This window comes from Streptomyces taklimakanensis (assembly GCF_009709575.1).
GTDB lineage: Bacteria > Actinomycetota > Actinomycetes > Streptomycetales > Streptomycetaceae > Streptomyces > Streptomyces taklimakanensis.
In genome coordinates, this window is sequence record NZ_WIXO01000001.1 from 5129741 (window position 1) to 5152492 (window position 22752).

23 protein-coding genes and 1 pseudogene are annotated in these 22752 nt (G+C 72.9%); 10 read left to right on the forward strand and 14 right to left on the reverse strand.

Annotation, left to right across the window (positions count from 1 at the left end):
- Positions 1-116: 116 nt before the first annotated feature.
- Entirely contained in the window at positions 117-674 is a 558-nt protein-coding gene (locus F0L17_RS22550; RefSeq protein WP_155074037.1) for a TetR/AcrR family transcriptional regulator, read from the reverse strand.
- 213 nt (positions 675-887) lie between these two features.
- On the opposite strand from F0L17_RS22550, the gene F0L17_RS22555 reads away from it, so the two are divergent.
- Positions 888-1448 carry an NAD(P)H-dependent oxidoreductase gene (locus F0L17_RS22555; RefSeq protein WP_155072480.1) on the forward strand — a complete coding sequence of 187 codons (561 nt, stop codon included), beginning with the start codon at positions 888-890 and terminating at the stop codon, positions 1446-1448.
- A 61-nt stretch (positions 1449-1509) separates the two neighbouring features.
- Here F0L17_RS22555 and F0L17_RS22560 read toward each other — a convergent pair whose 3' ends face one another.
- The 4 genes from F0L17_RS22560 to F0L17_RS28130 all read right to left on the reverse strand — a co-directional run bounded on the left by F0L17_RS22560 (position 1510) and on the right by F0L17_RS28130 (position 3637).
- On the reverse strand, positions 1510-1806 hold the full coding sequence (locus tag F0L17_RS22560; protein WP_155072481.1) for a hypothetical protein: 297 nt from the start codon (positions 1804-1806) through the stop codon (positions 1510-1512).
- 398 nt (positions 1807-2204) lie between these two features.
- Entirely contained in the window at positions 2205-2621 is a 417-nt protein-coding gene (locus tag F0L17_RS22565) for an ATP-binding protein (protein WP_155072482.1), read from the reverse strand.
- A gap of 100 nt (positions 2622-2721) precedes the next feature.
- A complete protein-coding gene (locus F0L17_RS22570) occupies positions 2722-3036 on the reverse strand; it encodes an anti-sigma factor antagonist (protein WP_162466570.1) in 315 nt (104 codons plus the stop codon).
- Between the two features lie 214 nt (positions 3037-3250).
- Positions 3251-3637 (reverse strand): anti-sigma factor antagonist, encoded by a 387-nt coding sequence (locus F0L17_RS28130; protein ID WP_162466571.1) that lies wholly within the window; start codon positions 3635-3637, stop codon positions 3251-3253.
- A gap of 412 nt (positions 3638-4049) precedes the next feature.
- On the opposite strand from F0L17_RS28130, the gene F0L17_RS22580 reads away from it, so the two are divergent.
- Positions 4050-5216, forward strand: coding sequence for a glycoside hydrolase family 12 protein (locus F0L17_RS22580; RefSeq protein WP_155072485.1), 1167 nt, complete (start codon positions 4050-4052; stop codon positions 5214-5216).
- Between the two features lie 194 nt (positions 5217-5410).
- Here F0L17_RS22580 and F0L17_RS22585 read toward each other — a convergent pair whose 3' ends face one another.
- Together F0L17_RS22585 and F0L17_RS22590 are read right to left on the reverse strand one after the other, a co-directional pair.
- Positions 5411-6085: an N-acetylmuramoyl-L-alanine amidase gene (locus tag F0L17_RS22585; protein ID WP_162466572.1), complete on the reverse strand. Its 675-nt coding sequence runs from the start codon at positions 6083-6085 to the stop codon at positions 5411-5413.
- 145 nt (positions 6086-6230) lie between these two features.
- Complete coding sequence (locus F0L17_RS22590; RefSeq protein ID WP_420802445.1) at positions 6231-7124, reverse strand: lysozyme; 894 nt, start codon at positions 7122-7124, stop codon at positions 6231-6233.
- Between the two features lie 650 nt (positions 7125-7774).
- Here F0L17_RS22590 and ectA point away from each other — a divergent pair.
- Entirely contained in the window at positions 7775-8272 is a 498-nt protein-coding gene (gene ectA / locus F0L17_RS22595) for a diaminobutyrate acetyltransferase (protein ID WP_155072487.1), read from the forward strand.
- A gap of 65 nt (positions 8273-8337) precedes the next feature.
- On the forward strand, positions 8338-9606 hold the full coding sequence (gene ectB / locus F0L17_RS22600; RefSeq protein WP_155072488.1) for a diaminobutyrate--2-oxoglutarate transaminase: 1269 nt from the start codon (positions 8338-8340) through the stop codon (positions 9604-9606).
- 96 nt (positions 9607-9702) lie between these two features.
- Here the strand turns inward: ectB and F0L17_RS22605 are convergent, their stop codons facing one another.
- Positions 9703-11157, reverse strand: coding sequence for an NAD(P)-binding domain-containing protein (locus F0L17_RS22605; protein ID WP_162466880.1), 1455 nt, complete (start codon positions 11155-11157; stop codon positions 9703-9705).
- A 268-nt stretch (positions 11158-11425) separates the two neighbouring features.
- On the opposite strand from F0L17_RS22605, the gene F0L17_RS22610 reads away from it, so the two are divergent.
- Both F0L17_RS22610 and F0L17_RS22615 read left to right on the forward strand, forming a co-directional pair.
- Entirely contained in the window at positions 11426-11785 is a 360-nt protein-coding gene (locus F0L17_RS22610) for an ArsR/SmtB family transcription factor (protein ID WP_155072490.1), read from the forward strand.
- A 115-nt stretch (positions 11786-11900) separates the two neighbouring features.
- A complete protein-coding gene (locus F0L17_RS22615) occupies positions 11901-12374 on the forward strand; it encodes a GNAT family N-acetyltransferase (protein WP_155074039.1) in 474 nt (157 codons plus the stop codon).
- A 6-nt stretch (positions 12375-12380) separates the two neighbouring features.
- Here F0L17_RS22615 and arsB read toward each other — a convergent pair whose 3' ends face one another.
- Entirely contained in the window at positions 12381-13526 is a 1146-nt protein-coding gene (gene arsB, locus F0L17_RS22620) for an ACR3 family arsenite efflux transporter (RefSeq protein ID WP_162466573.1), read from the reverse strand.
- Positions 13523-13837, reverse strand: coding sequence for an ArsR/SmtB family transcription factor (locus tag F0L17_RS22625; protein WP_155072491.1), 315 nt, complete (start codon positions 13835-13837; stop codon positions 13523-13525). Before F0L17_RS22625 ends, arsB begins: the two co-directional genes overlap by 4 nt.
- 70 nt (positions 13838-13907) lie before the next feature.
- Here F0L17_RS22625 and F0L17_RS22630 point away from each other — a divergent pair, with 70 nt between their 5' ends.
- A complete protein-coding gene (locus F0L17_RS22630; RefSeq protein WP_155072492.1) occupies positions 13908-14330 on the forward strand; it encodes an arsenate reductase ArsC in 423 nt (140 codons plus the stop codon).
- A 189-nt stretch (positions 14331-14519) separates the two neighbouring features.
- On the opposite strand, the gene F0L17_RS22635 is transcribed toward F0L17_RS22630, so the two are convergent.
- Entirely contained in the window at positions 14520-16022 is a 1503-nt protein-coding gene (locus F0L17_RS22635; protein WP_155072493.1) for a SulP family inorganic anion transporter, read from the reverse strand.
- Between the two features lie 348 nt (positions 16023-16370).
- Between F0L17_RS22635 and F0L17_RS22640 the strand changes: the two genes are divergently transcribed.
- The 3 genes from F0L17_RS22640 to F0L17_RS22650 all read left to right on the forward strand — a co-directional run bounded on the left by F0L17_RS22640 (position 16371) and on the right by F0L17_RS22650 (position 20355).
- Positions 16371-16772, forward strand: a complete 402-nt coding sequence (locus F0L17_RS22640; RefSeq protein WP_162466574.1) for a MerR family transcriptional regulator — start codon at positions 16371-16373, stop codon at positions 16770-16772.
- Positions 16773-16999: 227 nt separating this feature from the next.
- Positions 17000-18286 (forward strand): zinc-dependent alcohol dehydrogenase, encoded by a 1287-nt coding sequence (locus tag F0L17_RS22645; protein WP_155072494.1) that lies wholly within the window; start codon positions 17000-17002, stop codon positions 18284-18286.
- 263 nt (positions 18287-18549) lie between these two features.
- Entirely contained in the window at positions 18550-20355 is a 1806-nt protein-coding gene (locus F0L17_RS22650; RefSeq protein WP_155074042.1) for a thiamine pyrophosphate-requiring protein, read from the forward strand.
- A gap of 203 nt (positions 20356-20558) precedes the next feature.
- On the opposite strand, the pseudogene F0L17_RS27780 reads toward F0L17_RS22650, so the two are convergent.
- From F0L17_RS27780 to F0L17_RS22665, 3 genes and pseudogenes are all read right to left on the reverse strand, one after another.
- Positions 20559-20804, reverse strand: a pseudogene (locus F0L17_RS27780) (cbb3-type cytochrome c oxidase subunit I); the annotation flags it as partial.
- 27 nt (positions 20805-20831) lie between these two features.
- Positions 20832-21719 (reverse strand): ABC transporter ATP-binding protein, encoded by an 888-nt coding sequence (locus F0L17_RS22660; protein WP_155072495.1) that lies wholly within the window; start codon positions 21717-21719, stop codon positions 20832-20834.
- Positions 21716-22732, reverse strand: a complete 1017-nt coding sequence (locus F0L17_RS22665) for a FecCD family ABC transporter permease (RefSeq protein WP_420802446.1) — start codon at positions 22730-22732, stop codon at positions 21716-21718. Before F0L17_RS22665 ends, F0L17_RS22660 begins: the two co-directional genes overlap by 4 nt.
- Positions 22733-22752 lie beyond the last annotated feature (20 nt).

The window sequence follows — 22752 nt, forward strand, 5'->3', positions numbered from 1 at the left end:
CACGACGGCAGGGGGCGGGCGTCGGGCGCACGTCGCCGCCGGGGGAGGGGGCCCGCAGAGGGGAGGTCCGGTCGTGAGGCCCGGAGTCGTTCCGCCGTCGGCCCCGGCGGGGCCGGTCAGCCGCGGGTGATCCGGGCCACCAGGTCCAGCCAGCCCGCCTCCAGGCGCTTTGACGACATCCCGCGCTGCCGGGTGAGGTGGTGCACGAGCGCCACGTCCAGGTAGCCCGTGAGGGTCTGGGCGAGCAGTTCGGCGTCGCCGTCGGTGCCGGCCTCGCGCAACAGGGTGACGACGTGGGCGACCCGGAGGCGGCGGGGCGGAGCCAGGTGCCGTTCGCACGCTTCCGGCTCCGCCTCCAGCAGCAGTCCGCGGTGGGCGGCCAGGTGTTCGAGCGTGGCCAGGCCGAACGCCTTGAGGCGTTCGACGGGAGGCGCCCCGGGGCCCAGGGGCGGGGGGCCGGAGAGGAAGGACTCCTGGTAGAGCCGCTCGGAGTGGTCGAGCAGGGCCATCAGCAGGCCGTTGCGGTCCCCGAAGCGCCGGAAGACGGTGCCCTTGCCGACCGATGCCGCGGTGGCGACCGCCTCCATCGTCAGCTGCTCCGGGCCGTGCTCGGCCACCAGCCGGGCGGCGGCCTCCAGCAGGCGGGTCCGGTTGCGGGCCGCGTCCGCGCGCATGGGGGGTGTCTGCCCGGCCAGGGGGAGCGTCGTCGTGGTCTCCCGGACCGTTGTCTGTTCCTGCCCGTCGTCGAGCGATGCGATGGACGTCACGCCCACCAGGGTACTTGCGGGAGGAAGAAAATGGACCGTGGTCCGGTTGGCGTGTTAGAAAGTTTTCGGACCACGGTCCGTTTGTCTGTTCGGCACCCCCCCGATCCCCCTGGAGACGTCATGTCCGTCCGCATTCTCGGTCTCGTCGGCAGCCTCCGCTCCGGCTCCCACAACCGTCAGCTCGCCGAGGCCGCCGTCAAGCACGCCCCCGAGGGGGTCGATGTGGCCCTGTACGACGGGCTGGCCGACGTCCCCTTCTACAACGAGGACATCGACGTCGAGGGCCTGGTGCCGGAGGCCGCCCGGCGGCTGCGCGAGGCCGCGGCCGCCGCCGACGCGTTCCTGCTGTTCTCGCCCGAGTACAACGGCACCATTCCGGCCGTGCTGAAGAACGCGATCGACTGGCTCTCCCGTCCCTACGGCGCCGGCGCCCTGGTGGGCAAGCCGGTGGCCGTGGTCGGCACCGCCCTGGGCCAGTACGGCGGCGTGTGGGCGCAGGACGAGACCCGTAAGGCCGTGGGCATCGCGGGCGGCACCGTCCTGGAGGACGTCAAGCTGTCCATCCCGAACTCCGCCGGGCGCTTCGCCGAGGTCCACCCGGCCGACGACGCCGAGGTGGGCGACCTGCTCGTCGGGGTCCTGGACAAGGTCGCGGCCGCCGCCGCGCCGTCCGCCGTCTGATCCCCACCCCGCGTGACGGCGGGGCGCCCCCGTGTTCCGGAGGCGCCCCGCCGCGGTGTTCCTACCCGGTCACCTCCTCGACGACGTCGAGGTTCACGAATCGCGGTCCGCTGCTGCACAGACCGCTGATCCGCTCGGAGACGCGCCGCGTCTCCGGCAGGTCGTTGTTCCTCATCGCCTCCTCGTAGGAGGGGAACTCGACGATGTCCACGTAGTGCGTCGGGTTCTCGCGGTCCTGCCCGTGCACCTCGCGGGTGACGGTCCGCTTGCCCTCGGTCAGTCGCAGCCACTCCTCCCAGAGGGCCGACATCTCCGCGTCGTGTGTCGTCTCGTAGTCGATGAGCTGCACGAACGTCATGAAGGTGCTCCTTCCGCCGTGTCCGGCCGGCCTGCGTCCCGTCTCCTCCACCGCGGGACCGTCGTGGCGGGTGCGGCAACCGTCCGTTCCGGCGGGCGGCCCACCGGCTCGGGCCGGCGCCGGCCGGGCCCGAACGTGACCGGGGCGCGGGGTCCGGCCCGGTGAGGTGGAGAGGGCTCCGAGGCGATCGGGAGGGAAGGCGTCGCCCGCCCGACCTGCCCGTGGGCCGACCTCCCCATGGCGCCATCTCCTTTTCACGCCATATGTCCATGATGCGCGCGTGTCGCTCGGCGGAGAAGCCCGCCGGCGAGGGGGAATTCCCGGCGAGGGGGGAGGACGGGGCGCGGCCACCGCCGAACCGTCCGACGCTCCGCCCCGGCGGCCGTGGCGCCGCCCCCTCACCAGGGCAGGAAGGCGTGGATCTCCTTGCCGTCCGGCAGGGGTCGGACCTGGAATCGCTCGGCGACGCGTTCGACGATGGACCAGCCGAAGCCCCCCGTGCCGCTGTTCAGATCGGCCCGGCGCGGCCGGGGCGCGTCGGTGCTGGTGTCGCGGACGGTGACCTGGATCAGGCCGGAGACGAACGTCAGACACAGCGTGAGCGGGCCCGGGGCGTGCCGTACGGCGTTGGTGACCAGTTCGGAGACCACCAGCAGCACATCGTCGCGGGAGCGCTCGCGGGCGGGGGGCGTGGAGCGGGCCAGGGACGTCAGGAAGGCGCCGGCGGCGTCCCGCGCCCGAGCGATGGTGCCGGGGTGTCCGTCGAAGTCGGCCCGTAGGTGAGGGGCGCCCAACCCCTCGCTCAACAATTCCATCGCCGGCCCCCAGTCAACACAGCGGTGCTCGTCATACGTCTTCCCGCCGGTGTGACCACCATACGCCGACGCACCGACACCGCCGTGACGTCCCGGCCGGTCAACGGCGGATGGCGAAGAACCCGGCCAGCCCCACCACGTCCAGCAGTCGGGCGGGCTGTTCGGGGACACCGGTCAGGACGAGGCGGATGCCGCGGTCCCGGCAGTGGCGATCCAGGGAGACGAGGGCGTGCAGTCCGGCGGAGTCCATGAAGGACACCCGTGACAGATCCACGGACAGTCCCCGCAGCGGTCGCCGCTCCAACTCCCTCAGGGCATCGGTCAGGGAGTGTGCGCTGTCGTGGTCGACGTCGCCGTGGGGACGGAGGACGACGGTGTCGTGTCTGCGGACGACGGCTACGGACAGGGAGTGCACGGGGCTCTCGCCCCCCTTCCGGGGTGGATCGGCTCGCGCCGACCGGTGGTGCCCCGTGCCGGCGGGCAGGGGCGACGGGCGGCGCGGGCGAGAAGGGCGCGTCCCGGCCGGTCGGCGGGGCGGCTCCCACCACCGTCACACATCCGGGCCCACGGCGCCACCACTTCGCTCCCGGTTCCCCTTTCGGGGGAGCGTGTGGACGGGTGGTCGGCCGTCAGCGGGGGTCGCCGGCCGGGCCCTCGTCCCGGGCCGGCGCGGGGTGGTCGGTCAGGCAGTCCTCGGCGGTGGTGATGGACAGCACCTGGTCCAGGCCGGTCATCCGGATCAGCCGCATCAGTCGCTCGGGGACGGAGCACAGGACGAGCGACCCACCGATCGCCTGTGCCCGGTTCCAGAGGCCGATCAGGACGCTCAGGCCGGAGGAGTCGCAGAAGGACACCCCCGACAGGTCCAGCACCAGGTGGGGGCGGTCGCCCTCGATCAGGGCCAGGGCGTCCGAGCGCAGCCGGGGGGAGGTGTGGTAGTCGAGTTCACCGGCCACGGCCACCAGGGTGGCGGGGCCGTGGGTCCGTTCGACGGTGATCCGTAGGTCGTCGGTCACGGTGCCGGTACCTCCGGGTGGCGGCGGGTCGGGCGTCGCGGTGGCCGGAGGGGGCGGGGGAGCCCGGCTTCCGGGAGTCGGGCGTCGGATCGACCTCCGGCGGTGCGTCCCCTGGTCGTCGTGAACGCTGTGACCTGCTGTGGCATTCGGGCTCCCACTCTCCCTGCGCGGCGTGCCGTGGCGAACGCCGGTGTCCCGCAGTCAGGACGGCTGCCCGGGAAGGCCGTGGGGGAAACGGGAACGGCTCGTGTGATCGGCCGTGCGGCTCGGCGTCTCCGGGGGAGGGTCGGAACGACCGGTCGATGACGCGGCCCGTCTTGTCATGTCCCCGAGATGCGCCTAGAGTCCGCCGCGCAGTGGAATGGGAGCGCTCCCAGCCCTTCCTCGCCCCGCTTCTGTCGAAAGGGACACCATGACGATCCCCTCACGGGCCCTACCCCGGTTGCGCGCCGTCCTCGCGATCCTGCTCCTGGTCGCGGGCGCGCTGACGGCGCTGGCGACGACGGCTCCGTCGGCCGTCGCCGACGAGCAGATCTGCGACCAGTACGGGACCACCACCATCCAGGGTCGGTACGTGGCGCAGAACAACCGCTGGGGCACCAGCGCCACCCAGTGCATCAACGTGACCGGCACCGGGTTCCGGGTCACCCGGGCCGACGGCTCCGTCCCCACCAACGGGGCGCCCAAGTCGTACCCCTCGGTCTACTACGGCTGCCACTACACCAACTGCTCGCCGGGCACCAACCTGCCGATGCGGATCGACTCGATCGCCGACGCGCCCAGCAGCATCTCCTACGGCTACGTGAACGACGCCGTCTACAACGCCTCGTACGACATCTGGCTGGACCCGCAGCCCAAGCGCGACGGGGTCAACCGCACCGAGATCATGATCTGGCTGAACCGGGTGGGCCCGATCCAGCCCATCGGCTCGCGGGTCGGTACCGCCAACGTCGGCGGCCGCACCTGGGAGGTGTGGACCGGCGGCAACGGCACCAACGACGTCATCTCCTTCATCGCCCCCTCGGCGATCGGGAGCATGAGCTTCGACGTCATGGACTTCGTCGACGAGACGGTCGCCCGCGGCATGGCGCAGCGCTCCTGGTACCTGACCAGCATCCAGGCCGGTTTCGAGCCCTGGCAGAACGGCGCCGGCCTGGCCGTGAACTCCTTCTCCGCCGCCGTCAACACCGGTGGCGGTGACGGCGGCGGTGACGGTGGCGGTGACGACGGCGAGGAGCCGCCCTCCGGCGGGGAGCCCGGGAGCTGCGAGGTCACCTACACCACCAACTCCTGGCCGGGCGGCTTCACCGCCGACGCCACCATCCGCAACACCGGCTCCACCGCGGTCGACGGCTGGGAGCTGACCTTCGCGCTGCCCGCCGGGCAGTCGGTCACCAACGCCTGGAACGCGACGGTCACCTCCTCCGGAGGGACGGTGACGGCCCGTCCGACGGACCACAACGCCCACATCGCCCCGGGCGGCACCCGGTCCTTCGGCTTCCAGGGCACCTACCCGGGCGGCACCTTCGAGGAGCCGACCCGGTTCGCGCTCAACGGCACCGACTGTGCGGTGAGGTGACACGCCCCGGGGCCCGGCGCGAGAGCCCCGGGCCCCGGCCGCTCGGACGCCCCCACGATGCGGCGGAGACGTCGTACGGGGGCGGCGGGGCCCGGACGCTCGACGTGTCCGGGCCCCGCCGCCGTGTGCCGTGTCCGCCGCCCGTCCGCCCGTCCGCCCGTCCGTCCGGGCCGCCGGGCGGGCGGCGGGTCGTCCTATCCCGACTGCGCCGCCACCTCGTCGCGCAGGCGTGGCAGCATGGCGTGGATCGACCCCGGGCACAGGGTGTCGCCGAAGTCCTTGTGGCCGTATATCCGCGAGGGCGGGACGCCGTAGCGCTCGCACACGTACGCGCACAGCACCACCAACACCTCCCACTGGGCCGGTGGCGGTACGGCGCCGGTGTGGTAGGAGCCCTCGCAGGCGATGCCGATCGCCTGGTCGTTCTGTCCGGCGGTGTGGGCGCCGAGCACGAGCCCGTTCCCGCCGAGGAGGGTCCGCAGACTGCCGTGCCGGCCCTCGGTGATCCAGCCGCCCCGGCTGACGAGGAAGTGGTAGCCGGTGTCGATCCAGCCGTTGTCGTCCATGTGCAGGTCCTGGACCCAGTGGGCGTGCGCGTGGGCCCGGGCGCGGGAGAAGTCGGAGGTGTTGCCGCTCACCGTGTGGTGGACGACGAGCCGGCTCGGCCGGCGGTTCAGGACGGTCACGTTCCCGGCGGGCGCCCGCGCGCCCCACACCCCGGTCCCGTCGATGTCGGGTTCGACGGTCCCGGCGGCACCGGACGTGGCGGCCCGCGCGGTGCCGGGCAGGGTGGCGGCGGCCGTGGCGGCGGCGAGACCGGCCGCCCCGGCGAGCAGCAGGCGGCGACGGAGGGGGGTTCGATCGGTCACGATCACTCCTCGGGGCCGTGCGGGGTGGGGGAGGGGGTGGGGCCGGCGCACGGCCGGCCCCACCGGGCGGCGTCCTACGGTGCCGTGCCCGTGCGGGAGGGAGACCCCGCCGGGACGCGGTGTCACGCCGTCACACCGTCACGTGTCACGGTGTGTTGTTGGCCAGGGCGAGCAGCCGGTCCCTGGAGCCGTTGAACTTGTTGCGGTCGACGTTCCCGGAGACACCGCCGACCGAGCCGGTGCTGGTGTACTGCCACACCGTCCAGGTGGGGAAGCCGTTCGGGATGGTCGGGGTCTCGCTGGAGGTCCAGTGCGCCACCCACAGCGGGCTCTTGCTGTACATGCCGGTCCAGTTGCCGGTGCAGGTGTTCCACCAGCTCGCGGTCGTGTAGATGACCACGTCACGTCCGGTGCGCGCCTTGTAGGTGGTGTAGAAGTCGTTGATCCAGCTGCGCATCTGGGTGGTGGACAGGCCGTAGCACATCGCGCCGTAGGGGTTGTGCTCGATGTCCAGGACCCCGGGCAGGGTCAGGTTGTCCCGGGACCAGGCGCCGCCGTTGGAGGCGAAGAAGTTCGCCTGGACGGAGCCGCTGGAGACGTTGGGGAGCGCGAAGTGGTACGCGCCGCGGATGACGCCCGCGTTGTATGCGCCCACGTAGTTGGCGCCGAACCGCGGATCCTCGTAGGAAGTGCCCTCGGTGGCCTTGATCCAGGCGAACTGGATGCCCGAGTTCCGCACCGAGGACCAGTTGATGGAGCCCTGCCAGTGCGATACGTCGATCCCCTGCACGCCGCTGGTGTGCGCCTGCGCGCCCAGCGAAGGGCCGTTCTCCGGCGCCGTGCCCTCGTGGACGCGTTGGCCCACGCCCATGTACGCGGTGCCGGGCGTGAGGCGTTCCTTGGCCGGCGGGGGCGCCGCGGCGGCGGTGCCCGCCGTGGCGGCCGTCAGCGCCAGGACCGCGCCGAGCACTCCGGCCAGGACGGTCTTCGGGCGGCGGGGGGTCGAGGGTCTGTGCGAGAGCATGGCTCCTCCAGGCACTTCGTGAGGGACGGGGGGAGTGCTGGGTGGGTGAACGTCCGAATGATGTTGTTGACGTGCACGCGTCATTAGTGACGCATGCGGTGGGCGGGATGTAAAGACCTGCCGGTCACTCCCCGTGGTCTGGACCTCCGGAGGCGTGGGTGAGCTGCGAGGACGAGGCCCACCCGGAGGGAACTTTCACCGCGGGAAACCGGAACCGTTCCGGCGTCGCCGGAGGGAACGGCCGCGCCCGGTGCTCCGCCCCGTGGATGCTCCGTTCGGGTGACTCTTCTCCTCCGCCCTCGGGCCCGGAAGGGAAGAGTTTTCGGACCCGTCCGGCCTGTGCCCCGCTAAACGAAAATTTTTGCGGTGGTCGCTCGGATACAGCAGGAGTAGCTTTCCAGAGGTACCGGGAAGCGCCGGAAACCCCCACGGCGAGAGGCCGAAAGGAGGCGGAGGCTCCTCCGGACCGGTTCCGGACGGGTTCCGGACGGGGAGCGCCCGCACCGGAGCGCACCCGGGGAGGGGCGCCTCCCGGTACGGCGGGCGACCACCCGTGAGACCGGTGGTTCCCCGAACCGCGCGACCCGCGCCCGTCTCCCGGCCGCCGCCCCGTTCGCTCCCGGACGGCGGGGACCGCGAGGCACCGGGCACGGTGGAGGTGATCCATGGCGACGCAGACGGAACCCCTGTTGGAGCCCCCCGGGATCGAGGACGGTGCCGCCGTGTGGCGGATCGCCCGCGACTCCCGGACGCTCGACCTCAACTCCCCCTACAGCTACCTGCTGTTGTTCCGGGACTTCGCGGCCACCTCCGTGGTGGCGCGCGGCGGCGACGGCACTCCGATCGGCTTCACCACCGGTTACCTGCGGCCCGACCGACCCGACACGGTGGTCGTCTGGCAGATCGCGGTGGAGGGGGACCACCGCGGGCGTGGACTGGCCGCCGCCATGCTGGACCACCTGGTCCGCCGCCTGCGCGCCCGGGGCGTCGGACACCTGGAGGCCACCGTCACCCCCGGGAACACCGCCTCCGACCGGCTGTTCACCCTCTTCGCCCGGCGGCACGGAGCCGCCCTGGAGCGGGAGGTCCTCTTCGACGGCGCGCTGTTCCCGGAGGAGGGCCACGAACCCGAGGTGCTGTACCGCGTCGGACCGCTCCGCTGACCTTCCCCGCCCGGCCCGCCGGCGGCCCGCCCGCCCGGCGTCCCCCACCCATCGAGGAGTGCACCATGGCCACCACCCCGGTCGCCACATCCGTCTTCGAGACCCTGGAATCGGAGGTGCGCAGCTACTGCCGTGGCTGGCCCACCGTCTTCGAGAGCGCGCGGGGGTGCCACCTCCACGACGAGGACGGCCACGCCTACCTCGACTTCTTCGCCGGGGCCGGCTCGTTGAACTACGGCCACAACAACCCGGTCCTCAAACGCGCGCTGCTGGACTACCTGGAGCGCGACGGCGTCACCCACGGCCTGGACACGCACACCGTCGCCAAGCGCGAGTTCCTGGAGACCTTCCAGCGGACGATCCTGGCCCCGCGCGGGCTGGACCACAAGGTGATGTTCCCCGGCCCCACCGGCACCAACGCCGTCGAGGCCGCCCTGAAGCTGGCCCGCAAGGTCAAGGGACGGGAGGCGATCGTCTCCTTCACCAACGCCTTCCACGGCATGTCGCTGGGCTCGCTGGCGGTGACCGGCAACGCCTTCAAGCGCGCCGGCGCCGGCGTGCCGCTGGTGCACGGCACCCCGATGCCGTTCGACAACTACCTCGACGGCAAGGTCGAGGACTTCCTGTGGTTCGAGCGGCTGCTGCGGGACCCGGGCTCCGGCCTGAACCGGCCGGCCGCGGTGATCGTGGAGACCGTGCAGGGCGAGGGCGGCATCAACGTCGCCCGCGCCGAGTGGCTGCGCGCCCTGGCCGAGCTGTGCCGCCGCTGGGACATGCTGCTCATCGTCGACGACGTCCAGATGGGCTGCGGCCGCACGGGGGCCTTCTTCTCCTTCGAGGAGGCCGGCATCGTGCCCGACGTCGTCGTCCTGTCGAAGTCGATCAGCGGCTACGGCCTGCCCATGGCCCTGACGCTGTTCCGTCCCGAGCTGGACGTGTGGGAGCCGGGCGAGCACAACGGCACCTTCCGCGGCAACAACCCCGCCTTCGTCACCGCCACCGCGGCGCTGGAGACCTACTGGGCGGACGGCGGCACCGAGGAGCAGACCCTCGCCCGCGGCCGTCAGGTGGAGGAGGCGTTGCGCGAGATCGTCGCCGAACACCGTCGGCGCGGCGCCGAGTACCGGGGCCGCGGCCTGGCCTGGGGGTTGACCTTCACCGACCGGGGGCACGCCGCCCGGATCTGCTCCCGCGCCTTCGAGCTCGGCCTGCTCGTCGAGACCTCCGGTCCCGAGAGCGAGGTCGTCAAGCTGCTCCCGCCGCTGACCGCGACCCCCGAGGAGCTGGACGAGGGCCTGCGGGTCCTGGCCCGAGCCGTCGACGAGACGGTCTGAGGACGTGTCCCTCCCCGTCCCGAGCGGCGGGGCACGCGGTGCGAGGCCGCGACCGGTCCCCCGATCCGGTCGCGGCCCCGCTGCTGTGGGGGTCGGTCACGCGCCGCAGCAGCCGCCGGCCGGGGTCCGGTCGGCCGGTGCGCTCCGGTCGGTCTGCGCGGCTTCGGCCGTGGCCAGGGCCGTGGCGGTCGCGGTGGCGCCGAGCCGGACGACCTCCGGCGCGGGGGCGCCGCAGCAGCCCGCGCCGGCCCGGTCGCCGTCCTCGGCCGCTTCGGGGGTGTCGAAGAGTCCGGCGCCGCCGCACACCCCGGTCTCGGGCAGGGTCAGCTCCACCCGGTCGGCCGACTCCAGGTCCCCGGCGAGGGCGGTGACGGTGGAGCGGACCTGCTCGTAGCCGGTCATGGCCAGGAAGGTCGGGGCGCGGCCGTAGGACTTCATGCCCACCAGGTACACGCCCCGCTCGGGGTGGGAGAGCTCGCGGTGGCCGTGGGGGTAGACGGTGCCGCAGGAGTGGACGTTGGGGTCGATCAGCGGGGCGAGCGCCACCGGTGCCTGGAGGCGCTCGTCCAGGCCCAGGCGCAGCTCGGACAGGAAGGACAGGTCGGGGCGGAAGCCGGTGAGGACGATGATCTGGTCCACCGGCTCGGTGCGCCGACCGCCCTCGCCGACCGGCACCAGGCGTCCGTCGCCGTCGCGCTCGATCGCCCGGGTGCGGAAGCCGGTGACCGCGTCGGCGTGACCGTCGTCCACGGCGGCCTTGGCGGCCAGCCCCAGCGCGCCGCGGGCGGGGAGCTGGTCGGCGGCGCCGCCGCCGAAGGTGTTCCCGGAGATGCCGCGGCGCAGGATCCAGGTGGCGTGGGTGCCCTTCCCGTCCTCGGAGCGGGCGAGGTCGGCCAGGTAGGCGAGCGCGGTGAAGGCGGAGGCGCCCGACCCGATGACGGCGGTGCGGCGGCCGGCGTAGCGGGCGCGGACGGCCGGGTCGGCGAGGTCGGGGACGCGGTAGGCGATGCGGTCGGCCGCCGCGCGCTCGCCGAGTGCGGGCAGGCCGTCGCCGCCGGCCGGGCCGGGAGTGGTCCAGGTGCCGGAGGCGTCGATGACCGCGCGGGCCGGGAGGCGTTCCTCGCGGCCGTCGACGTACCGGAGGTGGACGGTGAAGGGCCGGCTCTCGCGGTCGGCGTCCACGACGCGGTCGCGCCCGGCGCGGGAGACGCCGGTGACGGTGGCGCCGTAGCGGACCTTCTCGCCGAGGGCGTCGGCCAGCGGCTGGAGATAGCGCTCGGCCCAGTCGCCGCCGGAGGGGTAGGCGGCCGGATCGGGCTTGGTCCAGCCGGTGGGAGCCAGCAGTTTCTCGGCGACCGGGTCGATCACCTCGCCCCAGGTGGAGAACAGCCGCACGTGGCTCCACTCGCGCACCGAGGCGGCCGCGCGGGGACCGGCCTCCAGGACCAGGGGTTCGATGGCGCGGTCGATCAGGTGGGCGGCGGCGGCCAGGCCGACGGGACCGGCTCCGATCACGACGACGGGCGGTTCGGTGGTGGCGGACGCGTGCACGGTCGGCTCCTTCTGCTTCGACATCCGTCGATGGCTTGTGCGGCCAGCATGACACTTGCTTTGACGACCGTCAACATAGACGCATGTCGAATCAATGGGTGGGGTGGGGGCCTGTCGGCGCCCCGGTGGTCGGGGGCGTGCGCCGCGACCACGGGTGAGGAGGGGGTGAGGCGGAAACGTGCGAGCGGGGCCGCCCTGGTGGCGGCCCGGGACCGACCGGCCGCTTCCGCCCCTCGTCGAGCCGGTCGGCGCGTGCCAACATAGACATATGTCGAACACGAAGGTGCTGCCGGTCCTGGAGACCGAGGACGTGGCCCCGTGCTGCCCGCCGCTGACCGAACGCCCGCTGACGGCCGAGGAGGCCGAGCGGACCGCGGCGATGTTCAAGGCGCTGGGCGACCCGGTGCGACTGCGCCTGTTCTCCCTGGTCGCCTCACACGAGGGCGGTGAGGCGTGCGTGTGCGACATCTCCGACGTGGGCGTCTCCCAGCCCACCGTCAGCCACCACCTGAAGAAGCTCAAGGAGGCCGGGCTGTTGACCTCCGAGCGGCGCGGCACCTGGGTGTACTACAGGGTCGCCCCGTCCGTGGTCGCGGCGATGTCCGCCATGCTCGCCCCGCTTTCCTGATCCCCGACCGGGCCCGGGTGCGCGGGCCGCACGGGCGGGCGGGCAGAATTCCCCCCGTCCGCCCGTCGACTCCTCCGTGGGAGAGCCCGTGCCCACCCCGTTCACCCTGGCCCCGATGCGTCCCGAGCACGCGGAGCAGGTCCTGGCGATCTACCAGGCCGGGATCGACGAGGGCAACGCCACCTTCGAGACCGCCGCGCCCTCCTGGGAGGAGTTCGACCGGACGAAGCTGCCCGAGCACCGCCTGGTCGCCCTCGCGCCCGACGACACGGTCGTCGGCTGGGTGGCCGTCTCCCCGGTATCGGCCCGAGCGGCGTACGCCGGGGTGGTCGAGCACTCGATCTACGTCCACCCCGACCACCGCGGCCGGGGCGTCGCCCGCGCCCTGCTGGACGCACTGATCACCGCCACCGAACAGGCGGGCGTCTGGACGATCCAGGCCGGCGTCTTCCCGGAGAACACCGGCAGTCTCGCCCTGCACCGAGGAGCCGGGTTCCGGGTGATCGGCACTCGTGAGCGGGTGGGGCGGCTGCACGGGACGTGGCGGGACGTGTGGTTGATCGAGCGCCGCAGTCCCGTCGTCGGCTGATCCGCGTCACACTCGGGCCCGTCGTCCCTCCCGTCCGGAAGCGGCCGGGGTCGACCGGTCGGTGAAGCGTCGCCGCCAGGCGAGGGCGACGTAGACCAGGGCGATGAGGACGGGGACCTCGATGAGGGGGCCGACGACGCCGGCCAGGGCCTGGCCGGAGGTGACGCCGAAGGTGGCGATGGCCACCGCGATGGCCAGTTCGAAGTTGTTGCCCGCGGCGGTGAAGGCGAGGGTGGTGGTGCGCTCGTAGGCCAGGCCGATGGCCTTGCCCAGGGCGAAGGTGCCGAAGAACATCAGCGCGAAGTACACCAGCAGCGGCAGGGCGATGCGGGCGACGTCGAGTGGCTGGGAGGTGATGGTCCTCCCCTGGAGGGCGAAGAGGATCACGATGGTGAACAGCAGCCCGTACAGGGCCCAGGGGCCGATCCTGGGCAGGAAGCGCTGCTCGTAGTTCCGGCGGCCCATCCTCTGCTCGCCGATGCGGCGGGTGAGGTAGCCGGCGGCCAGGGGGACGCCGAGGAAGACGGCGACGTTGGCGGCGATCTCCCAGGCGGAGACGTCCAGGGCCGTGCCGTCGCCCAGGCCGAGCCAACCGGGCAGCAGGTCGAGGTAGAACCAGCCCAGCAGGCCGAAGGCGAGGACCTGGAAGACGCTGTTGAGAGCGACCAGGACGGCGGCGGCCTCGCGGTCGCCGCAGGCCAGGTCGTTCCAGATGATGACCATGGCGATGCAGCGGGCCAGGCCGACGATGATCAGTCCGGTGCGGTACTCGGGCAGGTCGGGCAGGAAGATCCAGGCCAGGGCGAACATCACGGCCGGGCCGACGATCCAGTTGACCACCAGGGAGGAGATCATGAGCCGCTTGTCGCCGGTGACGGCGTCGAGTTTGTCGTAGCGGACCTTGGCCAGCACCGGGTACATCATGACCAGCAGGCCGAGCGCGATGGGCAGCGAGATGCCGCCGATCTCGACCTTGCTCAGGGCGTCGCCCAGGCCGGGGACCAGCCGGCCCAGTCCGAGGCCGGCGGCCATGGCGGCCAGGATCCACACCGCCAGGAACCGGTCCAGGGTGGAGAGTTTGGCGACGATCGAGGCGTCTTCGGTGGCGGGTCCCGCGGCGGAGGGCCGGGGGGTGGGGTCGGTGGTGGTCACGGGCAGGCCCTCTTCGTCTCGGCGGCGCGGGTGGTGCGGGCGGTGCGGGCCAGCTCGGTGAAGGAGCGGCCCAGGGCTTCGATGACGTCCGGGCGCAGCCGGTAGTAGGTGTACCGGCCGCACGGCTCGGTCTCCACGACCCCGGCTTCCCGCAGGACGCGCAGGTGGTTGGAGAGGTTGGTCTGCCTGGCCCCGGTCTCGGCCACCAGGTGGGTGGTGCACAGGGTCTCGGTGGCCAGCAGGGTCACGATGCGCATCCTGAGCGGATCGGCGAGCACCCGGATCAGGTCAGTGTCGACTGACGTCAGCATGGGCTGATAATTTCACATCAGCCGGGAGTGATGCCATCCCGGTTCCGTCGAGAGGTGAGAGAGAGCCGTGATGTCCGAGAAACCGTCCGTGCTGTTCGTCTGCGTCCACAATGCCGGCCGCTCCCAGATGGCCGCCGCCTGGCTGACCCACCTGGCCGGGGACCGGATCGAGGTCCGCTCCGCCGGCTCCGCTCCGGCCGACGAGGTCAACCCGGCCGCGGTCGAGGCGATGCGGGAGGCCGGCATCGACATCTCCGCCGAGACCCCCAAGGTGCTCACCGTCGAGGCCGTCCAGGCGTCCGACTACGTGATCACCATGGGCTGCGGCGACACCTGCCCGGTCTTCCCCGGCAAGCGCTACCTCGACTGGAAGCTGGACGACCCGGCCGGACAGGGCGTGGCGGCCGTCCGCCCCATCCGCGACGAGATCAAGGCCCGCATCGAGGCACTGATCGCCGAGATCGACGCCGGGGCGGTCCGGACGGAGGCGTGAGGACCTCCGTCCGGACCGGCCGTTCGACCGGGAGCGGGCCGCGTCCGCGGCGGCACCCCCGGGCGAGGTGGGCGTGGCGCGCGGACGGACGCGCCGACCTCTTGTCCTCGGCGGACGCCGCCGGCCGCCCGGGTCGGCGCGGGGCCCGGACGGCCGGTGCGGTCGGGGGCGTTCCCCGTGGGGCGTGGGTCAGTGGCTGTCGGCGAGTTGTCCGGCGAGCCGTTCGTGGATGGCGGCGCTGGGCTTGTTCAGGCCGACGATGGTGACCTTCTTGCCGCGGGCGGCGTACTTGGTCTCGATCGCGTCCAGCGCGGCCACCGAGGAGGCGTCCCAGATGTGGGCGTCGGACAGGTCGATGACGACGTCGTCGGGGTCGCCGGCGTAGTCGAACTGGTAGACCAGATCGTTGGAGGAGGCGAAGAACAGTTCGCCGGTGACGGCGTAGACGGCCTGGGTGCCGTCGGGGTCCACGACGGCGGAGACCTCGGCGAGGTGGGCGACCCGCTTGGCGAAGATCACCATGGCGGTGACGACGCCGACGACGACGCCGATGGCGAGGTTGTGGGTGGCGACCACCACGGCGACGGTGACGGCCATCACGGCGGTCTCGCCGACGGGCATCCGCCTGAGGGTCTTCGGTGCGATGGAGTGCCAGTCGAAGGTGGCGAAGGAGACCAGGATCATCACCGCGACCAGGGCGGCCATCGGGATGGTGGAGACGACGGGGCCGAGGGTGACCACCAGGATGAGCAGGAAGACGCCGGCGAGGAAGGTCGACAGACGGGTGCGGGCGCCGGAGGTCTTGACGTTGATCATGGTCTGGCCGATCATCGCGCAGCCGCCCATGCCGCCGAAGAGGCCGGTGACGACGTTGGCGATGCCCTGGCCGATGGACTCGCGGGTCTTGCCCGAGTGGGTGTCGGTGATGTCGTCGACCAGCTTGGCCGTCATCAGCGACTCCATCAGCCCCACCAGGGCCAGGGCCAGGGCGTAGGGGGCGATGGTGGTCAGGGTCTCCACCGTGAACGGCACGTCGGGCAGGCCGGGGGTGGGCAGGGACGAGGGAAGCTCGCCCTTGTCGCCGACGGTGGGCACCGCGATGCCGGCGGCGATGGTGATGGCGGTGAGGACGACGATGGAGACCAGCGGGGCGGGCACCACCGTGGTGACCTTGGGGAAGAGCACCATCAGCGCCAGCCCGCCGGTCACCAGCGGGTAGACCGCCCAGGGCACGTCGGTGATCTCGGGCACCTGTGCCATGAAGATCAGGATGGCCAGGGCGTTGACGAAGCCGACCATCACGCTGCGCGGCACGAACCGCATGAGTTTGGCCACCCCGAGCGCGCCCAGGGCGATCTGCATCAGGCCGCCGAGGATGACGGCGGCGATCAGATGGCCCAGGCCGTGCTCGTGGTTGAGCGGGGCGATGACCAGGGCGACGGCGCCGGTGGCGGCGGAGATCATCGCCTTGCGACCGCCCACGATCGAGATCACCACGGCCATGGTGAAGGAGGCGAACAGGCCCACGGCCGGATCGACGCCGGCGATGATCGAGAAGGAGATCGCCTCGGGGATCAGCGCCAGGGCGACGACCAGGCCGGCCAGCACCTCGGTGCGGAAGACCTTCGCCGAGGACAGCCACTCGGGGCGGGAGGGGCGCAGTCGGAGGACCGCGGGAGTGTCAGCGGACATGCATCCGTTTCCGTGTCGGGCGCGCAGACGGCGGGGCGTGCGCGCGCAGCGTGCGCGACTTTCGTGCGGGAGCAAGGGGACCCGGTCGTGCCGCGCCGTCGTCGGTGACGGGGGCGCGATCGGGGGCGGAAGTCGGACGTGACTTCCGGTCGGGCGTCATTGCCCAACAAGATCCGGGTGGGCGGTGTTCCGTCCGGGAACAAACTCTACCCTGACGTGAGGGATGGTTGCGGCCGTGGTCCTGTGAATCCCAGGTGAACCGCGCGCGGGAGCTTGTGATTCGCCTCACCCGGTAGGGTTGGGGGTTACGGATCCGAAAACCGTTCGGATGGCAGAGGGGACGCGGCAGTGACGGACGAGCGGCGGATGCGGATCGGTGAGGTGGCCGAGCGGACGGGCCTGTCGCTGCGCACCATCCGGCACTACGAGGAGGTCGGCCTGGTGGTCCCCTCCGCCCGCACCAAGGGCGGCTTCCGGCTCTACACCGCCGCCGACGTGGACCGGCTGATGGTGGTGCGCCGGATGAAGCCGTTGGACTTCTCCCTGGAGGAGATGCGCGACCTGCTGTCCATCACCGACCGGCTCTCGGATGCCGGATCCCTGGCGGAGGCCGAGCGCGAGCGGTTGCGCGAACGCCTGGACGCCTACCGCAGGGTCGCCGACGCCCGCTGCGAGACGCTGCGCGCCCGGCTGATGGCCGCCGAGGACTTCGCCGCCACCCTCCGCGGCAGACTCGCCGCCCACGACTGAACGATCACACCGAGCCCACGCCCCGACCCCCGACACGGAAGACGTCGAGGCCGAAGAGGCCGACGCGCTCCTCGGCACACCACCGGCGGAACTCCGCGGCGACGGACGGCGTGACCGCCGCGGCGGGCGTCCGGCCCGCCGCGTGTTCCGTTTCGCCGGTGCCGCCCCGGGCACCCGCGACCCGTTCGGAGGTACACGAGCGGGCCCATGGACGAGGAGGAGGGTTCATGAAGGCTGTGGTGTGGCACGGCGTGGGCGACATTCGGGTCGAGGACGTCCCCGAGCCGGGGATCCGGGATCCGCACGACGCGGTCGTGCGGATCACCTCCTCGGCGATCTGCGGAACCGACCTGCACTTCGTGCGCGGCACGATGCCGGGGATGAAGGAGGGCAGGATCCTGGGGCACGAGGCCGTCGGCGTGGTGGAGGAGGTCGGGCCGGGCGTGCGCGACTTCCGCCCCGGGGACCGGGTGGTGGTGCCCTCCACGGTCGCCTGCGGCACGTGCAGCTACTGCCGGGCCGGCTACTACGCGCAGTGCGACAACGCCAACCCCGGCGGGAAGCGGGCGGGCACGGTCTTCTTCGGCGGCCCCGAGGCGGCCGGCGGCCTGGACGGACTGCAGGCGGAGTACGCCCGGATCCCCTACGCGCACGTCGGCCTGGTGCCCCTGCCCGACACCGTCGACGACGCCCAGGCGATCCTGCTCTCCGACATCTACCCCACGGCCTGGTTCGGCGCGCGGCTCGCCGAGGTCGGGGACGGCGACACGGTCGCGGTCCTGGGTGCCGGTCCCGTGGGCCAGGCCGCGATCGCCTGCGCCCGGCTGCAGGGGGCCGGGCGGATCATCGTGGTGGACGGTGTTCCCGACCGGCTGGACCTGGCCCGCGACCAGCACGCCGAGACGGTCGACTTCAACGCCGAGGACCCCGTCGAGGCGGTGGTGGACCTGACCGGCGGCATCGGGGTGGACCGGGTGATCGACGCGGTCGGCGTCGACGCGCAGCGCCCCTCCCGCGGCCCGGCCGCCGAGGCCCTGGCCGAGCGGGCGGAGGAGTTCGACCGCGAACGCGACGAGATCGCCCCCGAACAGCGGCCCGACGGCGACACCTGGGTCCCCGGCGACGCCCCGTCCCTGGCGGCCCGTTGGGCGGTGCGGATGGCGGCCAAGGCGGGCACGGTGGGCACCGTCGGCGTCTATCCGCCGCAGGTGGAGCGCTATCCGTTCGGCGAGGCGTTCATGAAGAACCTCACGTTGCGGTCGGGCAACTGCCACCACCGCCGTTACCTGCCCCGTCTGGTGTCCCTGGTCGCCTCCGGCGAGCTGGACCCCACCCCGTTGGTGACCCGTTGGGAGGGGATGACGGACGCGGTCGAGGCGTACCGGACGTTCGACCGTCGGGAGGCGGGCTGGACCAAGGTGGCCCTGGGGGCGGACGGGCGGGGCTCGATCGCCCCCGGGCTGGGCGAGGCCGCCGGCACCGGAGCCGCCACCACCGCGGGAACCAACGGCTGACCCGGGCCCCACGGGCCGTCACACGGCGGCCCCCGCCGTCCCGACGGACACCCCGGAGCCGGGGCCCGGCGCGCCGGGTCGGGCGCGAGGCCCCGGACCGGCGCCGTGGGAGGCGGAGCCGCGCCGGTGGGCGGAGGCCGATGTTTCCCACCGGAGCGACACGGTTACCCGAACGGGGGTCCACCGCCCACGGCGGACGTCCACGGACACGAGCCGGCCGGACGCTTCCTCGACACAGGGAACGGAGAGAGCGAGTGGCGAAGATGAAGGTGGCCGACCACGTCCTGCGGCGGCTGCGCGAGTGGGGCGTGGAGTGCGTCTTCGGCTATGCGGGCGACGGGATCAACGGGCTGTTGGCCGCGTGGGGGCGGGCGGAGAACGAGCCGAGGTTCGTCCAGTCCCGGCACGAGGAGATGTCGGCCTTCCAGGCGGTGGGGTACGCGAAGTTCTCCGGCAGGGTGGGGGTGTGCGCGGCGACCTCCGGCCCCGGCGCGATCCACCTCCTCAACGGGCTGTACGACGCCAAGCTCGACCACGTGCCGGTGGTGGCGATCGTCGGCCAGACCGACCGCAGCGCGATGGGCGGCTCCTATCAGCAGGAGGTGGACCTGGTCAGCCTGTACAAGGACGTGGCCTCGGACTTCTGCGAGATGGCGACGGTGCCCGAGCAGTTGCCCAACCTGATCGACCGGGCGATCCGCACCGCCTACGGCCGGCGCACGGTGACCGCGATCATCCTCCCGGCGGACGTGCAGGAACTGGAGTACACCCCGCCCGGCCACGAGTTCAAGATGGTGCCCTCCAGCCTCGGGCTGGGCAGGGCCGCGCCGGTCCCGGCGGACGAGGACCTGGCGCGGGCGGCGCAGGTGCTCAACGCCGGCGAGAGGCCGGCCGTCCTGATCGGGCAGGGCGCCCGGGGCGCGCGGGCGGAGGTCGAACAGATCGCCGACGTGCTCGGCGCGGGCGTGGCCAAGGCCCTGCTGGGCAAGGACGCCCTCCCCGACGACCTGCCGTACGTCACCGGCGCGATCGGGCTGCTGGGCACGCGCCCCTCCTACGAGTTGATGCGCGACTGCGACACCCTGCTGGTGGTCGGCTCCAGCTTCCCGTACACCCAGTTCCTGCCCGACCTGGACCAGGCACGCGCGGTGCAGATCGACATCGACCCGCACATGGTCGGCCTGCGCTACCCCTTCGAGGTGAACCTCGTCGGCGACGCGAGTGCCACCCTGGCGCGGCTGTTGCCACTGCTGCACCGCAAGGAGGACCGCTCCTGGCGGCAGACCGTCGAGCGGAACGTCTCCCGCTGGTGGGAGGTCATGGGGCGGCGCGCCGCGCTGGACGCCGACCCGGTCAACCCCGAGTACGTGGTGCACGCGTTGGACGACCTGCTGCCCGACGACGCCGTCGTCACCGCCGACTCCGGCTCGGCCGCCAACTGGTACGCCCGTCACCTGCGGTTCAGGGGTTCGGTGCGCGGCTCGCTGTCGGGCACGTTGGCGACCATGGGGCCGGGCGTGCCCTACGCCATCGGGGCGAAGTTCGCTCACCCCGACCGGCCGGCCATCGCCCTGGTCGGGGACGGGGCGATGCAGATGAACGGCCTGATGGAGATGGTCACCGCCGCCAAGTACCGTTCCCTGTGGTCCGACCCGCGGCTGATCGTGTGCGTGCTGAACAACGGGGACCTGAACCAGGTCACCTGGGAGATGCGGTCGATGAGCGGCGCCCCGCAGTTCGAGGAGTCCCAGCACATCCCCGACCTGCCCTACGCCGACATCGCCATCCGGTTCGGCCTGGACGGCGTGCGCGTGGAGAAGCCCGAGGACGTCCGCCCCGCCTGGGAGAGGGCACTGGCGGCCGACCGTCCCTTCGTCCTGGACGTCCGCACCGACCCGGCGGTGCCGCCGATTCCCCCGCACGCCACCTGGGACCAGATGGAGGCCACCGCCTCCGCGATCCTCCGCGGCGACAGCGACCGGGGCTCGGTGGTCCGTCAGGGGGTCAAGGCCAAGGTGCAGGAGTTCCTCCCCGGCGGGAAGGACCCCCGGGAGGAACAGGGTCGATAAGCGCTCCGCCACCGGGCTTTCGGGGACGGAGCGGGAGCCGGCCGCGGCCCACCGCGCCGTCCGGGGACGCGGCCCCCGCCCTCCACGGCGCCGGAAGCCCGGTGTTCGGCGCACCGATCGACGGGCACTGGTGGGCAGCGCACGACAGCGCACGACGAGGCGGGAAGGGGCGTCATGGTGCTGTCGAGCGGACGAGCGCGCCGGGCGGCCGCGCCGGTGGGGGTGAGGGATCCCGCGACGACCGTCAGACCGCCCAACGGGAACAGCCAGTAGGTGAAGGCGTTCATCCGGGGGAACGCCACGTCCGGGGCACCGATCCGCAGGGGCATCACCGCGTTGGCGAACCCGGCGAACATCGGGGTCGCGAAGAGCAGCATCATGATCGTGCCGTGGATGGTGACGAGCTGGTCGTACCGGTGGCGCGTCACCGGTTGCAGTCCGGGCGCGGCCGAGGACGGCACGCTCGGCCTCCGGACTCACGTCCCCTCCCGCGACGGGCACCCACCGCGCGGGCCGCGGACGCGAACGGGCGGCCGGTCCCCGCCCGCTTCGGCGCCCGCCCGGGCACCCGCCCGGACGCTCGGTGTGGTCCCCTCCGGGAGGAAGACGACATGGGGCGCCCCGGTGCGGGGATGGAGGGTCACTTCCCCGGCCACGCCGTACACCTCGGCCAGCAGCCGCGCGGTGAGCACCTGCCGTGGCGGCCCGGCCGCCACCACCTCGCCGTCCTTGAGGACGTAGAGGCGGTCGCAGTGGCAGGCGGCCAGGTTCAGGTCGTGGAGGGCGACCAGGACGGTGGTCGGGACGCGGCGCAGCAGACCCAGCACCGCCAACTGGTGCCGGACGTCCAGGTGGTTGGTCGGTTCGTCCAGGACCAACAGGGCGGGCTGCTGCGTCAGGGCCCGCGCGATGAGCACGCGCTGCCGTTCGCCGCCGGAGAGCCGGTCGAACGGCCGGTCCGCCAGTTCCGCCGCGTCGACCAGGGCCAGCGACTCCTCCACCAGCCGGGTGTCGTCGGGGCCGTCGCCGTCGAGCAGGCGCTTGTGCGGGGTGCGCCCCATGGCCACCACCTCGCGCACCGTCAGATCCAGGTCGCCGCCGGGTTCCTGCACCACCGCCGCCAGGGTGCGCGCCAGTCGACGCACGGGCACGGACCAGGCGTCCGCCCCGTCCACCAGCACCCGCCCGGCCTCGGGACGCAGCACGCGGTAGACGGCGCGCAGCAGGCTGGACTTGCCGCTGCCGTTCGGGCCGATCAGGCCGATCGTCTCGCCGGGAGCGGCGGTCAGCGACACCTCCCGCACCAGCCGGCGGGCCCCGGCCGCGACCGTGAGGTTCTCGACACCGAGTTCGGCCGCGCTCATCGATCCCTCCGGTCGGCGCCCCGCCGGGCGTCCCGGCGCATCAGCCACAGGAAGAACGGGCCGCCGCACAGGGCCGTCAACACTCCGACGGGGATCTCCTGTGGAGCGGCGACGGTGCGGGCCGCGATGTCGGCCCAGACCAGGAACACCGCCCCCGCCAGGGCCGCGGCCGGCAGGACGCGGCGGTGGTCCCCACCGGTGAACAGCCGCACGACGTGCGGCAGCATCAGGCCGACGAAGCCGATGGGCCCGGCCGCCGCGACCAGGACGCCGGTGACCAGGGACAGCAGGACGAACATCCGGGCGCGGAAGCGCGCCACGTCCAACCCCATGGTGGTGGCCGCCTCCTCGCCCGCCAGCAGCAGGTTCAGCGGCCGGGCCCGCGTCAGCAGCAGCGCGACGGCCGCCGGCAGCACGGTCGCGGGCAGCCACAGGGTGCTCCAACGCACCCCGCCGAGGCCGCCGAGCGTCCAGGAGAGGACCTCCCTGGCCTGGTTGCCCCGCTCGGCGGTCAACAGCACCAGGTGGGTGACGGCGGTCAGCACGGCGGCGACGGCGACACCGGAGAGCACCAGCCGCGTCGAGGTGATGCGTCCCCCCGCACGCGCGGTCGCGTACACCAGCAGCAGCGTCACCAGGGCCCCGACGAACGCCGACACCGGCAGCGACAGCGCGCCGAAGACGCCGACGCCGGAGACGATGACCAGCACGGCTCCCAGCGAGGCGCCCGAGGAGACGCCCAGCAGGTACGGGTCCGCCAGCGGGTTGCGCACCAGGGCCTGCATGACCGTGCCGACCACCGCCAACCCGGCACCGGTCACGGCGCCCAACAGGACGCGGGGGGCCCGCACCTCCAGCACGATCGTCTCGCGCGCCCGGGGCCAGTCCGCCTCCACCCAACCGGCGCCCAGGTGGTGCGCGAGGACGCTCCAGACCTGGCCGGGCGGGACGCGCACCGAGCCGATGGCCAGCCCGGCCGTCAGCGAGACCGACAGGAGCACGCCGAGGAGCACCAGGAGCAGCGGGTAGGGCG